Raw genomic sequence first — 13,703 nt, 5'->3', positions numbered from 1 at the left:
AGCCGTAGGCGTCGGCGAACTTGCGCCAGCCGGTGTTCACGTCGAGGTCCTCGGCGGAGCCGCCGCAGCCGTGGAAGAGGACGACCACCGGCGCGGCCGCTCGCGGGCCTGGCGCAGCGCGTGGGTGGGGTCGGCGAGGTCGGACCGGGTGATCGCCAGGACGCCGTGCCGGACGCCCAGCGCGTCGATGGCGGCCAGATGCTCCTCGGTCTGCGGTTTCCAGCCCTCGTCGGCGGCCACGGCCAGCAGGACGGCGGGCACCGGCCCGACCCCGGCCAGCATCGTGCCGACGAACCGCTCGTGGCCGGGGACGTCCACGAACGCCACCTGCTCGCCGGACGGCAGTTCGGTCCAGGCGAACCCGAGGTCGAGCGTGAGGCCGCGGCGCTTCTCCTCGGCCAGCCGGTCGGGGTCGGTGCCGGTGAGGGCGCGCACGAGGGTGGACTTGCCGTGGTCGACGTGCCCGGCGGTCGCGACGACCTGCATCAGTTCCCTTCCCGGGACGCCAGGACGGCGGCGCGGAGCTCGTGGTCGGCGGCCGGATCGGTGGAGCGCAGGTCGAGGAGGAGACGGCCGTTCTCCACCCGCCCGATGACGCGGCGCGCGCGCAGCGGCCGCTCGTACGACGGCGGCAGCGACACCGCCGCGCTGGGCAGCCCGACGCCGGGCGCGCCGCCGCCCCCGACGGCCGCGGTCGAGTCGGCCGCGCGCGCGTCGACGCCGGCGGCGGTCAGCCGTTCGGCCAGGGCCTCGGCGCGGCGGCGCAGCTCGCCGGGGTCGGCGTGGAGCATGCGCGCCACCGGCGGGAGCGGTCCGCGCAGCGTCGCCTCCAGGGCGGCCAGCGTCATCTTGTCGACGCGCAGCGCCCGGTAGAGGGGGTGCCGGCGCAGCCGCGCCACCAGCTCGCGGTCGCCGAGGATCAGTCCCGCCTGCGGGCCGCCGAGCAGCTTGTCGCCGCTGGCGGTGACGAGCGCGGCGCCGGCGGCGAGCGCGGTCGCGGCGTCCGGCTCATCCGGCAGCACGGGGTCGGGGGCGAGCAGGCCGGAGCCGATGTCGGCGACGACCGGCACGCCCAGCCCGGCGAGCTCGGCCACGTCCGCGGCGGCCGTGAAGCCCTCGATCCGGAAGTTGGACGGGTGCACCTTGAGCACGAACCCGGTCTCGGGGCCGATCGCGGCGGCGTAGTCGGCGGCGGTGGTGCGGTTGGTGGTGCCGACCTCGCGGAGCCGCGCGCCGGTCGCGGCCAGCAGCTCGGGCAGCCGGAACCCGTCGCCGATCTCGACCAGCTCGCCGCGGCCGATGACGATCTCGCGGCCGGCGGCCAGCGCGGTGGCGGCCAGCACGAGCGCGGCGGCGTTGTTGTTGACCACCTGGACGTCCCCGGCGGCCGGGCAGGCGGCGCGCAGCGCGGCCAGCGCCCCGCTGCCGCGCGTGCCGCGGCCTCCGGTGTCCAGGTCGTACTCGACGTCCGCGCAGCCGGAGGCGGCGGCCACGGCCTCCCGGGCGGCCTCCGACAGGGGCGCCCGGCCCAGGTTGGTGTGCAGCAGCACGCCGGTGGCGTTCACGACCGGGCGCAGGCTCGCCGCGCGCTCGGGCAGCGCGGCCACCGCGGCGTCGGCGACGTCCTCGGGCGGGATCTCCCCGTCGCGGGCGCGCTGCCGGGCGCCGGCCACCGCCGATTTCACGATCGCCGGGCCGAGCCGGCGGCGCGCCGCCGCCAGCCGGGGGTCGGCCAGGACGGCGTCGGTACGGGGCACGAGTCGGCGGAGGTCCACGCCGGACAACCCTATGGACGCGCGGGCCCGTCGCGAAAGCAGATCGCCCGCAACCGGCGAGATAGGGGTCTCTTCGGGCCGGTGCGGCCACCCCGGGCACCTCCTTCGTTTCGTTAAGTAAGTAGAATCCGGGCGACCGGCTCCTTACGGTTCTCCCCCCGGCCCAGGAGGTCATGTGACCGGCGCGAGCACGACCGCGCCCGGGCGGCTCGCGCCGCCCGCGGGCGCTCCGCGCACCGCGATGATCCTGGTGGCGCTCGCCACCGCCGGGCTCGTCGTCTCCGTCCAGCAGACCCTCGTCATCCCGCTGCTCCCCCGCCTGATGGAGACCTTCCACGTCTCGGTCACCGCCGTGACGTGGGTGTTCACCGCCTCGCTGCTGGCCGGCGCGGTGGCCACGCCGCTGCTGTCGCGGTTCGGCGACATGTACGGCAAGAAGCGGATGATCCTGCTGGCCATCGGGACGCTGGCGGCCGGATCGGTGGTCTGCGCGCTGTCGGGCTCGCTGGGAGTCCTCATCGCGGGGCGCGCCCTGCAGGGCGTCTCGGTGGCGCTGATCCCGCTGGCCATTGGAACGATCCGCGACGCGTTCCCGGCCCACCGCGTGACCACCGCGATCGGCGTGATCAGCGCGACGATGGGCGTCGGCGGCACGGTCGGCATGCTCGTGACCGGCCTGATCGCCGACCGCACCACCAGCCACGCGCCGGTGTTCCTGGTCGCCGCCGGGCTCGCCCTGGTCGGCATGGCGCTGATCGCCGTCTGCGCGCCCGACGTCGGCGAGCGGCCCGGCGGCCGCCCCGACTACGCCGGCGCGGTGCTGCTGGCGGCCTGGCTGATCTGCATGCTGCTGGCCGTCAGCCAGGGCAACGCGTGGGGCTGGACCTCCCCCGGCGTCCTCGGCCTCTTCGCCGCCGCGGCCGTGCTGTGCGCGGTCTGGGTGGTCCTGGAGACGCGGATCCGCGAGCCGCTCGTGCGGCTGAGCCTGCTGGTGGGGTCGCGGTCGCTGTCGGCCAACCTCGCCTCGGCGCTGCTCGGCTTCTCCATGTACGCCATGTTCACGCTCATCGCCGGGTTCATCCAGGCGCCCCGCGACGAGCTCGGGTACGGGCTGAGCGGCTCGGTGCTGGACGTGGGCCTCTACACGCTACCGAGCACGGTCACCATGCTGGCCTGCTCGGTGCTGGCCGGGCGGATGGCGGGCCGGATCGGCCCGGCGTTCACGCTGGCGGTCGGGTCGGTGTTCGCGGGCCTGTCCTGGATGTGGCTGGCGTTCTCCAACGCGCACGTGTACGACATGCTCGCGTTCAACGCCATCCAGGGCGTCGGCTTCGGGATCGCGTACGCGGCGCTGGGCACGCTGGCGGTGGAGCACGTGCCGATGCACCAGAGCGGCATCGCCAGCGGCATCAACGCGCTCGTCCGCACCACCGGGGGCAGCATCTCCGGCGCGGCCGTCGCGGCGGTGCTCACCGCGTACACGGTCGCGGGGACCGACACGCCCACGCTGGCGGCCTACGAGCTGTGCTTCTGGATCACGGCGGCGGGCGCGGCGCTGGCCGCGGTCGTGGCCGTGGTGCACGGCGTGCGGCACCGCGAGCCGGCCGCCTGACCGTCCGCGGATCCGGCGCGGGGCCTTGACGAACGGCGCCTCCGGCGGGCCCTATAGGGATGCGCCCCGTACCGGTAACCGGGGCCAGTGGACCGCCGCTCCGGAGGAAGCAGATGGGCGCCTACGCCGCCGCGTACGAACGCAGCATCGCCGACCCGACCCGTTTCTGGGGGCTGGCCGCCCGGGACGTCCGCTGGCTCGTCCCGCCGGACCGGGTGCTGGACGACGGCGCGCCGCCGTTCTACCGCTGGTTCACCGGCGGTGAGCTCAACACCTGCGACAACGCCCTGGACCGGCATGTGGAGGAGGGCCGCGGCGACCAGGCCGCGCTGATCTACGACAGCCCGGTGACCGGCACCGTCCGCACCTACACCTACCGGGAGCTGACCGGGCTGGTGGCGCGGTTCGCCGGGGCGCTGCGGGCGCAGGGCGTCCAGCGCGGCGACCGGGTCGTGATCTACCTGCCGATGGTGCCCGAAGCGGTGATCGCCATGCTGGCCTGCGCGCGGCTCGGCGCGGTCCACTCGGTGGTCTTCGGCGGCTTCGCGGCCAAGGAGCTGGCGGTGCGGATCGACGACGCCCGCCCCAAGGCGGTGGTGTCGGCGTCCTGCGGCATCGAGGGCGACCGGGTCGTGCCGTACAAGCCGCTGCTCGACCAGGCGCTGGAGCTGGCCTCGCACAAGGTCGACCGGTGCGTGATCCGGCAGCGCCCGCAGCTGCACGCCGACCTGGACCCGGCGCGCGACATCGAATGGGACGAGGCCGTGGCGGGCGCGGCGGCCGCCGGGTGCGTGCCGGTGGCGGCGACCGACCCGCTCTACATCCTCTACACCTCCGGCACCACCGGCCGTCCCAAGGGCGTCGTGCGCGACAACGGCGGGCACGCGGTCGCGCTGCGCTGGTCCATGGAGAACGTGTACGGCGTCGGCCCCGGCGACGTCTTCTGGGCCGCCTCCGACGTCGGCTGGGTGGTCGGCCACTCGTACATCGTGTACGCGCCGCTGCTCACCGGCTGCACGACCGTCCTGTACGAGGGCAAGCCGGTCGGCACGCCGGACGCGGGCGCGTTCTGGCGGGTGGCGGCGCAGCACCGGGTGAAGGCGCTGTTCACCGCGCCCACGGCCATCCGCGCGATCAAGAAGATGGACCCGGACGGGGAGCTGCTCGCCGGGCACGACCTGTCGGCCCTCGACACGCTGTTCCTGGCCGGCGAGCGGCTGGACCCGGAGACCTACCGGTGGGCGTCGCGGATGCTGGACCGGCCGGTGGTCGACCACTGGTGGCAGACCGAGAGCGGCTGGCCGATGGTGGCGAACCCCCGCGGCCTGGAGCCGCTGCCGGTCAAGCCGGGCTCGCCGTCGGTGCCGGTCCCCGGGTACGACGTCCGCGTGCTCGATCCGGGCGGCGCCCCGGCGGCCCCCGGCACCGACGGCGACATCGTGGTGCGGCTGCCGCTGCCACCGGGCAATCTCGCCACGCTGTGGCAGGACGACGAGCGCTTCGTGGAGTCGTACCTGTCCCGCCATCCGGGCCACTACCTGACCGGCGACGGCGGCCACATCGACGAGGACGGCTACGTGTGGGTGATGGGCCGTACCGACGACGTGATCAACGTGGCCGGGCACCGGCTGTCGACCGGCGCGATGGAGGAGGTCATCGCGGCGCATCCGGCGGTGGCCGAGTGCGCGGTGATCGGCGTGGCGGACCCGCTCAAGGGCCAGGTGCCGCGCGGCTTCGTGGTGCTCAAGAGCGGCGCGGAGGCCGATCCCGCCGCGCTGCGCGACGAGCTGGTGCGGATGGTCCGCGAGCAGATCGGCCCGGTCGCCGCGATCAGGGAGGTGTCGGTGGTGCCGGGCCTGCCGAAGACCCGGTCCGGGAAGATCCTGCGCGGCGCGATGCGCGGCATCGCCGACGGCCGGGAGGTCCCGGTGCCGTCGACGATCGAGGATCCGGCCGTGCTGGAGGAGCTGCGGCCGATCCTGCGCCCATCCGCGCCCTAGCGTTCCAGTAGGTCGCGTCCCAGTGGGTTGCGTCCTAGTGGGTTCCGGTCTTCTTCGGCCACAGGGCGGCGACCAGCCACACCCCGATCACCGCCGCCGCGATCTGGAAGATCGTCTCCCAGAAGTTCCAGCCTTCGGTGTTGAGCCCGAACAGGTGGGCCAGTCCGGTACCGGCGAAGGCGGCGACGATGCCGACCAGCACGGTGAGCCAGATCGACATGTTCTGCTTGCCGGGCACGATCAGCCGCCCCAGCGCACCGATGATCGCGCCGAAGATGATCGCGGTGATGATTCCCCCGATGGTCATGTCCGCTCCTTCGGTCATGAGGGTGGCGGTCCCGCGCCCCCCGCGGATCCGTCACGGTGGCAATACCCAGCGTGGGGATCAATGACACGACGTGCGGTGATGTGCCGGAGATAGCCGGATCGGCGGAGGTTCGAGCGGTGCGCCAGGTCAGCGCACGACGAGGGCGTGCCGGCCGCGCGGCAGCAGCTCGCCGATGACCGTCGCGCCGGGGATCTCGCCCGCGATCAGCAGCCCGCCGGAGGTCTGCGCGTCGGCCAGCAGCAGCCGCTCCTCCTCGGCGATCCGGCCGAAGCCGGTGTGCGGCGCGACCCAGGACAGGTTCCGGCGCGTCCCGCCGGGGACGAAGCCGTCCCGGACGGCCTGCCGGGCGCCGTCCAGGTACGGGACGGCCGCGGCGTCGACGACCGCGGTGACGCCGCCCGCGCGGGCCAGCTTGTACAGGTGGCCCAGCAGCCCGAAGCCGGTCACGTCGGTGGCGCAGCGGGCGCCGCCGTCCAGGGCGCGCCGGGCGGCGGCGGCGTTCAGCTCGGTCATCGTCGCGACCGCCTCGGCGAACACCTCGCCGGTGGCCTTGTGGCGCGCGTTGAGGACGCCGATCCCCAGCGGCTTGGTCAGCGACAGCGGCAGGCCGGCCTCGGCGGCGTCCAGCCGCAGCAGCCGGTCCGGGTCGGCGGTGCCGGTGACCGCCAGCCCGTACTTGGGCTCGGGGTCGTCGATGCTGTGCCCGCCGGCGATGGGGCAGCCCGCCGCGGCGGCCACGTCGCGGCCGCCGCGCAGCACCTCCCGGGCCAGCTCGGCGGGCAGCGCGTCGCGCGGCCAGCCCAGCAGGTTCAGGGCCATCACCGGCTCGCCGCCGACCGCGTAGACGTCGGAGAGCGCGTTGGCCGCCGCGATCCGGCCCCAGTCGTACGGGTCGTCGACGACCGGGGTGAAGAAGTCCGCGGTGGACACGATCGCGCGGCCGTCGCCGATCCGCAGCACCGCCGCGTCGTCGCCGTCCTCGCCGCCCACGACCAGGTCACCGGTGCCGGCGGGGCCGGCCAGCCCGGCCACCACCCGTTCCAGCTCGCCCGGCGGGATCTTGCAGGCGCAGCCGCCGCCGTGCGCGTACTGGGTGAGCCGCACCCCGGGCGGCTTGGACGACGCAGAGGGCAAAGCGGGCAGGGGGTTCACCTTGGGAAATCTATCCCAGATCGCCCCCAAACGATCAATGTGCCGTCCGCGACGATCCGGTTACCCCGTGGCCTCATCATGCCCCCGATGCTCGCACCGCCGGCGGATTCCTTCGGAGATCCACGCCGGGGGCTTGCCGGGCGGCGCCGGGACATGGTGCGATACCCCCCACGCAAGTGTGCACTTACTTCGCATGAGTGGGCGATGCACCGGAACCGGAACGGATTGGGGCGCGAATGGGCGAGTCGGAGATTCAGCAGGTCCGGGCGGAGCTGGCGCGCGAGCTGGCGGGGCTGACGATCCCCGGCGCGCTGGCCGCGACCGTGGAGGAGCACGGCGGAAGGCCGGCCTACTCCGACCGGGACGGCACCGAATGGAACACGCTGACCTGGGCGGACGTGCGCCGGCGCGGCCGCGAGACGGCCGCCGGGTTCGCGGCGCTGGGACTGGAGCCCGGCGACGTGGTGGCGCTGATGATGCCCAACCGCTCCGAGCACGTGCTGGCCGACCTCGGCGCCGTGCACGCCGGCGGGATCCCGACCACGGTGTACGCGACGCTGGCCGCCGACCAGATCGCGTTCGTCGCCGCCGACTGCGCCGCGCGCTACGCGGTGCTGGACGGCCGCGACCAGCTCGACCGCTGGCTGCCCGCGCTGGAGCGGCTGCCGGAGCTGCGCAGGATCATCGTGGTGGACGCCGCGGCCGGGCCCGCCGGCGACGACCGCTTCCTCAGCTGGGAGGCGTTCACCGAACTCGGCCGCGAGCGGCTGGCGGACCCGGCCGCCGCCGCCGAGATCGACCGGCGCACCGCGGCGATCTCCCCGGACGACACCGTCACGCTGCTCTACACCTCGGGGACGACCGGCAACCCCAAGGGCGTGCGGATCACCCACTCGATGGTGCTGCACGAGGCCGCGCTGGTGAAGCGGAGCTCGGTGCTCCCCGACCACCCCAGCGGCGTGTCCTACCTGCCGTTCGCGCACATCGCCGACCGCGTGCTGAGCTACTACCTGCCCATCCGGCTGGCCTCGCACATCCACTTCTGCCCCGACCCGACCCAGCTCACCGCCATCCTGGGCGCCGTGCGGCCGCACTCGTTCTTCGGCGTGCCGCGGATCTGGGAGAAGGTCATGGCGGGCATCCAGGCGGTGCTGGCCGGCGAGCAGGACGCGGCGAAGAAGGCCGCGGTCGCGCACGCGCTGGACGTCGGCCGCCGGTACGTGGAGAGCCAGGAGTACGGCAACACCACCCCGCCCGAGCTGGCCGAGGAGTTCGCGCGGATGGACGCCGCCGTGCTGACGCCGATGCGGGCGCTGCTCGGCCTCGACCGGGTGCGCCAGGCGTCCAGCGCCGCCGCGCCGCTGCCGGAGGAGGTCGCCCGCTTCTTCGCCGGGCTCGGGCTGAAGATCTTCGACGCGTACGGGATGACCGAGACCACCGGCGCGATCACCGCCAACCTCGCCGACTCGTTCAAGCTCGGCACCGTCGGCCGGGCCTTCCCCGGCGTCGAGCTGAAGCTGGCCGAGGACGGCGAGATCATGGTGCGCGGCGCGACCTGCACGCCCGGCTACCTCAACCGGCCGGACGCGACCGCCGACCTGATCGACGCCGACGGCTGGGTGCGCACCGGCGACATCGGCGTGCTCGACGAGGACGGCTTCCTGCGCGTCGTCGACCGCAAGAAGGAGCTGATCATCACCGCCGGCGGCGAGAACATCGCCCCGTCGCTGATCGAGAACCACCTCAAGGAGCACCCGCTGATCGGCCAGGCGCTGGCCTACGGCGACCGCCGCCCGTACGTGGTCGCGCTGATCACCCTGGACGGCGAGGTCGCCCCCGTCTGGGCCGCCGCGCACGGGATCGACAGCACCGACCTGGCGGCGCTGGCCGAGCACCCGCTGGTCCTGGAGGAGGTGGGCAAGGCCGTCGAGGACGCCAACGCCCGGCTCGCCCGCGTCCAGCAGGTCAAGAAGTGGCGGCTGCTGCCCGCCGAGTGGACCGCCGAGAGCGAGGAGCTGACCCCCACCCTCAAGCTCAAGCGCCGGATCGTCCACACCAAGTACACCGACGCGATCGACACCCTCTACAGCTCGTGATCTCCATGCCCTAGGCTCGCGGCGGAGGCGGGAGAGCGCCTGGTGGCCTTCCCGGTCTTCAACACCGAGGGTCCCGAGGATCTCGGGACGGCGGGTTCGATTCCCGCACGCCTCCGCCACGCGCCGCCCGCTCCGCCGCAGGTCCGGGCCCCGCGCGTACGCTTGGATCATGAGCGGCATGGAGGTCGCCGGGCTGCTGGACCTGGCGGGCATCTTCGTGTTCGCGATCTCGGGCGCGCTGGCGGCGGCGCGCAAGCGGCTGGACGTGGTCGGCATGGTGGTGCTTGCCGAGATCACCGGGCTGGGCGGCGGGATCCTGCGCGACCTGGTCATCGACGACGGGCCGCCGGCCGCGTTCACCAGCCTGGGGTACGTGCTGACCCCGCTGATCGCGGCCATGCTGGTGTTCTTCTGGCATCCGCAGGTGGCGCGGCTGCTGCCCGGGGTGATGCTGTTCGACGCCGCCGGGCTCGGCCTGTTCTGCGCGACCGGGACGGTCAAGGCGCTGGACCACGGCCTGTCGCCGCTGCACTCGGCGGTGCTGGGCGTCGTGACCGCGATCGGCGGCGGCATCGTGCGCGACGTGCTGAGCGGCGAGATCCCGGCCGTGCTGTCGGACCGGCAGCTGTACGCGCTGCCCGCGCTGCTCGGCGCGGCGGTCGTCGCGGTCGCGTACCCGTACTGGCCGCACGGCCCGGTCGTCGTGGCCGGGGCGGCACTGGCGTTCGGGCTGCGGGCGCTGGCGATGCGGTACGGCTGGCAGACCCCGCGCCGCCGCGACGAGCGGCAGGGCGCACCGCCCGCGGACGGGTGAGCCGGCGCCGGGCGGAACGGGGTACGGTCATGGCATGGGGCGAGTCACCGTGCGCAGGCCGGTCCTGCGGCTGAGCACGACCGGCGTACGGGGGCGCAGGCCCGACACCCTCGCGGTCGAGGAGCCGCTGGAGATCCGGGTCGCCGGCCGGCCGCTGACGATCACCATGCGCACCCCGGGCGACGACTTCGACCTGGTCGCGGGGTTCCTGGCCGCCGAGGGGATCATCGGCCGGTCCGACGACCTGGTCGCGATGCGCTACTGCGCCGACACCACCGAGCAGAACACGCTGGACGTGGCGCTGGCCGAGGGCGTCGAGCTCCCCGGCGACCTGATGGCGCGCGCGTTCACCACCACCAGCGCGTGCGGCGTGTGCGGCAAGTCCAGCATCCAGGCGCTGCGGGTGAGCCGCCCGTACGACATCGCCGCCGACGGGCTGCGGCTCGGCGCCGCGACGCTGGCCGCGCTCCCGGAGCGGCTGCGCGCGGCGCAGCGCGTCTTCGACCGGACCGGCGGCCTGCACGCCGCCGGGCTCTTCGACGGGAACGGCGAGCTGCTGGTCCTGCGCGAGGACGTCGGCCGCCACAACGCCGTCGACAAGGTCGTCGGCTGGGCGCTGAACAAGGGGCTCACGCCCCTGACCGGCCACGTCCTGATGGTCAGCGGGCGCGCGTCGTTCGAGCTGACGCAGAAGGCCATGCAGGCCGGGATCCCGGTGCTCGCCGCGGTCTCGGCGCCGTCGTCGCTGGCCGCCGAGCTGGCCGAGGACGCCGGGATGACCCTCGTCGGCTTCCTGCGCGGGGAGACCATGAACGTCTACACCGGCGCCCACCGGATCGTCACCCCCTCCTGACCGGCGCGGTCGGGACGATTGCTCACCCGGTGACGAAAACCGCGCCCCCCGGTTGTCTGCCGCCTCTCAAGAAAAGCCGCCCCCGTGCCGGTTCACTGTCCCGGACACCGACCGCGCGGAAATGATCACTCTCCGCCCGGATCGGGACGCCCCGGCTTCGGACGGACGAGAGGATCGGCATGGCGAGACCCCCCGCCGCTCGGCAGAGGACCGGCCCGGACGTGGACGAGCGGCATCCGCCGATCAGGACGCGCCGGGTCTCCTTCGACTGGGCGCAGACGCCGCTGCACTGGATCCCGGGCGACCCCGTCGCCACCCACATCATCAACAGCTTCCACATCGTCCTGCCCGAGGGCGAGAAGTGGTTCATCCAGTGCGTCAAGGACGCGCGCCCGCACATCGAGGACGCCCGGCTGCTCCAGGAGATCAAGGGGTTCATCGGCCAGGAGATGGTGCACGCCCGCTCCCACCAGGGCGTGCTGGACGGGCTGCTGGAGGCCGCCGGCATCGACGTCACCGCGATCACCGGCCCGGCCGGGCGCGGCAACGCCGAGCGGCCCGCGCGGATGGCCGCGCTCAAGGAGCGCTCGCCGCGCAGGTGGCGCCGGCGGCTGCGCTTCGAGCTGGCGGCGGTGGCCGCCATCGAGCACTACACCGCCGTGCTCGGCCAGTGGATCATGGACAACGACCGGCTGGACGCGGCCGGCGCCGACCCCACCATGCTCGACCTGCTGCGCTGGCACGGCGCCGAGGAGGTCGAGCACCGCTCGGTCGTCTTCGACGTCTACCGCGCGATGGGCGGCCGCTACCCCACCCGCGTGCTGGCCTGGGTCGTCTCGCTGTTCTTCCTGTACTGGGCGCTGATCGGCGGCTCGCTCTTCCTGCTCAAGAAGGACCCGGCGATCGGGAAGCGGGTCACCCTGTACCGCGTCGTGCGCGCGTACCGCCGCTCGGTGCGCAAGGGCCACGTCCCGGGGATCTTCCGGCTGCTGCTCGGTGAGGCCCCGGTCTACCTGCGGCCCTCGCACCACCCCTCGCAGATCTGCTCGACACCGCGGGCCCTGGAGTACCTCATGCGCTCCCCGGCCGCCCGGGCCGCCGGGTACGACCCGTACTAGACGTGCACGCCGCGCGCGGCGGGCGCGTGGCGAGCGTCACCTCCGGGGCGGCTTGACCAGGACGGGCCGCAGGCGCTTAATTAACACCGTGTCCAATAACGTGACGCTCGCCCGGACCGGCGATGCCGCCGAACTCGACCGGTTCCGCGAGATCCAGCGCCTGAGCTACGAGTGCGCCGCCGAGGTCGCCGCCGGGCTGGAACCCGGGGTGACCGAGCGGGAGGCCTGCCGGCGCATGCGCCGGTGGCTGCGCGACCGGGGCGTGGACGACTGGCTGCACACGCCGTTCGCCTGGTTCGGCGACCGTACCGCCTTCCGCGGCTTCCGGGTGCCCACCCAGTTCCTGCCGAGCCGCAAGCGGCTCGAAGAGGGCATGCCGTACATCCTCGACATGGCGCCCGTGAAGCGCGGCCACGCCGCCGACATCGGGTACGGCGGCGTCCTGGGCGACAACCGGATCTGGGACCGGGTCGACGCCGACCTCGCCGCGTACCGGACGCTCATCCTGGACCTGGTGCGCGAACGGCGGACGTTCGCCGCGATCTACGCCGAGGTGGACGCGCTCATCGAGCGGCAGGGGTACGACAACCGGCACCGCAAGTACCCGGGCCGCGTCATCGGCCACCAGGTCGGGATCATCGGCGGGCCCCTGCCCAAGGGGGTCGGCTTCCCGTTCGGCGTCCGGTTCCTGCAGACGATCGGCCGCGAGCTGGTCACGGAGCGGATGGCGGGCCGCTCGCCGCTCTGGAACGGCGCCAAGCAGTCCGCCCACCCCCCGACGCCGGGGCTGTGGGCCGTCGAGCCGCACATCGCCTTCCGCGGCGTGGGCGTGAAGTTCGAGGAGATCCTCGTGGTGACCGGGGACGACGCGTACTGGCTCGACGACGACCTGCCCCACGTACGGCGCTGGGGCGCGCGGAAGTGAAACGGCGGACGGCACACGCACGACCTGCACATACACGAGCGGTACACACACGACCGGCACACGCACGGGCGGCACACGAGCGAGGGGAGCACCGGGCATGAGCGGCGCTGCGCGGCGGGTCAGAGGCGACGGCGTGGACCTGGCCGTCTACGAGCAGGGAGACCCGAGCAGGCCCACGGTGCTGCTCGTCCACGGCTACCCCGACACCCACGCGGTGTGGGACGAGGTCGCCGAGCGGCTGGAGGCGCGCTTCCACGTGGTCCGGTACGACGTGAGGGGCGCGGGGGCCTCCTCACGGCCGTACGGGCGGCGGCGGTACGGGTTCGACCATCTGATGGCCGACATGCGGGCCGTCCTCGACGCCACCGCGCCGGACCGCCCGGTGCATCTCGCCGGCCACGACTGGGGCTCCATCCAGGCATGGGAGGCGGCCTGCACGATGCCGGAGCGGTTCGCCTCGTTCACCTCGATCTCGGGCCCCTGCCTGGACCACGTGGCGCGGTGGACGCGGCGCGGCCTGACCCGGCCGACGCCCCGCAACCTCAAGCGCGCGGCCGGGCAGGGCATGCGCTCCTGGTACATCTACTTCTTCCAGACGCCGCTGCTCCCGGAGACGCTGTGGCGGGCCGGGCTGGCCCGGCCGTTCGCCCGCGTCCTGGAGATCGGCGAGGGCGTGCGGCCCCGCCCCGGCCACCCCGCGCGGACGCTGGCCCGCGACGGCGCGGCCGGCGTCGGGCTGTACCGCGCCAACATGCTCGAGCGGCTGCGGCGGCCGCGCGAGCGCCGCACCGACGTGCCCACGCAGGTGATCGTCCCGACCCGCGACCTGTTCGTCTCGCCGCACCTGGTCGGCGGGCTCGCGGACCGGGTCCCGAACCTGTCGCTGCGGCCGATCAGGGCCGGGCACTGGGTGCCGCGCAGCCACCCGGACGTGGTCGCCCGTCCTGGAGAAGATCGTCGACACGCTGGAGCACTTCGGGCCCGGCTACGACTACGTGATCACCGCGTACCCGCCGTTCCTGAAGCACCT

At 74.0% G+C, this 13,703-nt stretch carries 12 protein-coding genes and 1 tRNA gene; 9 read left to right on the top strand and 4 right to left on the bottom strand.

Translation table 11 applies throughout. The features are described 5' to 3' along the window. Positions 1 to 36: 36 nt before the first annotated feature. Together AB0881_RS40610 and selA are read right to left on the bottom strand one after the other, a co-directional pair. The gene (locus AB0881_RS40610) at positions 37 to 486 is read right to left on the bottom strand and encodes a GTP-binding protein (RefSeq protein ID WP_366626126.1); all 450 of its coding nucleotides are present in this window, start codon (positions 484 to 486) and stop codon (positions 37 to 39) included. Then, complete coding sequence (selA, locus tag AB0881_RS40605) at positions 486 to 1,775, bottom strand: L-seryl-tRNA(Sec) selenium transferase (protein ID WP_366626124.1); 1,290 nt, start codon at positions 1,773 to 1,775, stop codon at positions 486 to 488. The genes AB0881_RS40610 and selA overlap by 1 nt, the downstream gene beginning before the upstream one ends. 175 nt (positions 1,776 to 1,950) lie before the next feature. Here selA and AB0881_RS40600 point away from each other — a divergent pair, with 175 nt between their 5' ends. After that, on the top strand, positions 1,951 to 3,387 hold the full coding sequence (locus tag AB0881_RS40600) for an MFS transporter (protein ID WP_366626122.1): 1,437 nt from the start codon (positions 1,951 to 1,953) through the stop codon (positions 3,385 to 3,387). 113 nt (positions 3,388 to 3,500) lie between these two features. After that, positions 3,501 to 5,387 carry a propionyl-CoA synthetase gene (locus AB0881_RS40595; RefSeq protein WP_366626120.1) on the top strand — a complete coding sequence of 629 codons (1,887 nt, stop codon included), beginning with the start codon at positions 3,501 to 3,503 and terminating at the stop codon, positions 5,385 to 5,387. A gap of 34 nt (positions 5,388 to 5,421) precedes the next feature. Here AB0881_RS40595 and AB0881_RS40590 read toward each other — a convergent pair whose 3' ends face one another. Both AB0881_RS40590 and selD read right to left on the bottom strand, forming a co-directional pair. Next, positions 5,422 to 5,694: a GlsB/YeaQ/YmgE family stress response membrane protein gene (locus AB0881_RS40590; protein WP_366626118.1), complete on the bottom strand. Its 273-nt coding sequence runs from the start codon at positions 5,692 to 5,694 to the stop codon at positions 5,422 to 5,424. Between the two features lie 147 nt (positions 5,695 to 5,841). Then, positions 5,842 to 6,867, bottom strand: a complete 1,026-nt coding sequence (gene selD, locus AB0881_RS40585) for a selenide, water dikinase SelD (RefSeq protein WP_366626116.1) — start codon at positions 6,865 to 6,867, stop codon at positions 5,842 to 5,844. A gap of 236 nt (positions 6,868 to 7,103) precedes the next feature. Here selD and AB0881_RS40580 point away from each other — a divergent pair, with 236 nt between their 5' ends. The 7 genes from AB0881_RS40580 to AB0881_RS40550 all read left to right on the top strand — a co-directional run. Further along, positions 7,104 to 8,963: an AMP-dependent synthetase/ligase gene (locus tag AB0881_RS40580; protein ID WP_366626114.1), complete on the top strand. Its 1,860-nt coding sequence runs from the start codon at positions 7,104 to 7,106 to the stop codon at positions 8,961 to 8,963. A 23-nt stretch (positions 8,964 to 8,986) separates the two neighbouring features. Continuing rightward, a tRNA-Sec gene (locus AB0881_RS40575) sits at positions 8,987 to 9,082 on the top strand. Positions 9,083 to 9,132: 50 nt separating this feature from the next. Next, the gene (locus AB0881_RS40570) at positions 9,133 to 9,777 is read left to right on the top strand and encodes a trimeric intracellular cation channel family protein (protein WP_366626112.1); all 645 of its coding nucleotides are present in this window, start codon (positions 9,133 to 9,135) and stop codon (positions 9,775 to 9,777) included. 34 nt (positions 9,778 to 9,811) lie between these two features. Further along, on the top strand, positions 9,812 to 10,630 hold the full coding sequence (fdhD, locus tag AB0881_RS40565; protein ID WP_366626110.1) for a formate dehydrogenase accessory sulfurtransferase FdhD: 819 nt from the start codon (positions 9,812 to 9,814) through the stop codon (positions 10,628 to 10,630). 179 nt (positions 10,631 to 10,809) lie between these two features. Continuing rightward, complete coding sequence (locus tag AB0881_RS40560; protein WP_366626108.1) at positions 10,810 to 11,748, top strand: metal-dependent hydrolase; 939 nt, start codon at positions 10,810 to 10,812, stop codon at positions 11,746 to 11,748. A gap of 100 nt (positions 11,749 to 11,848) precedes the next feature. Beyond that, the gene (locus AB0881_RS40555) at positions 11,849 to 12,673 is read left to right on the top strand and encodes a M24 family metallopeptidase (protein WP_366626128.1); all 825 of its coding nucleotides are present in this window, start codon (positions 11,849 to 11,851) and stop codon (positions 12,671 to 12,673) included. 97 nt (positions 12,674 to 12,770) lie between these two features. Further along, on the top strand, positions 12,771 to 13,703 hold a 933-nt coding region (locus AB0881_RS40550), incomplete at its 3' end, for an alpha/beta fold hydrolase (protein ID WP_366626107.1).

It is taken from the genome of Spirillospora sp. NPDC029432 (assembly GCF_040703975.1).
In the GTDB taxonomy this organism is placed as follows: domain Bacteria; phylum Actinomycetota; class Actinomycetes; order Streptosporangiales; family Streptosporangiaceae; genus Spirillospora.
This window is presented reverse-complemented; position numbering and strand designations above follow the sequence as displayed.

Excerpts from the sequence above, each read along its gene's own strand:
- AB0881_RS40580 (WP_366626114.1), top strand. The coding sequence starts at position 7,104 with ATGGGCGAGTCGGAGATTCAGCAGGTCCGGGCGGAGCTGGCGCGCGAG.
- AB0881_RS40590 (WP_366626118.1), bottom strand. The coding sequence starts at position 5,694 with ATGACCATCGGGGGAATCATCACCGCGATCATCTTCGGCGCGATCATC.
- AB0881_RS40560 (WP_366626108.1), top strand. The coding sequence starts at position 10,810 with ATGGCGAGACCCCCCGCCGCTCGGCAGAGGACCGGCCCGGACGTGGAC.
- fdhD (WP_366626110.1), top strand. The coding sequence starts at position 9,812 with ATGGGGCGAGTCACCGTGCGCAGGCCGGTCCTGCGGCTGAGCACGACC.
- AB0881_RS40610 (WP_366626126.1), bottom strand. The coding sequence starts at position 486 with ATGCAGGTCGTCGCGACCGCCGGGCACGTCGACCACGGCAAGTCCACC.
- AB0881_RS40595 (WP_366626120.1), top strand. The coding sequence starts at position 3,501 with ATGGGCGCCTACGCCGCCGCGTACGAACGCAGCATCGCCGACCCGACC.
- AB0881_RS40570 (WP_366626112.1), top strand. The coding sequence starts at position 9,133 with ATGAGCGGCATGGAGGTCGCCGGGCTGCTGGACCTGGCGGGCATCTTC.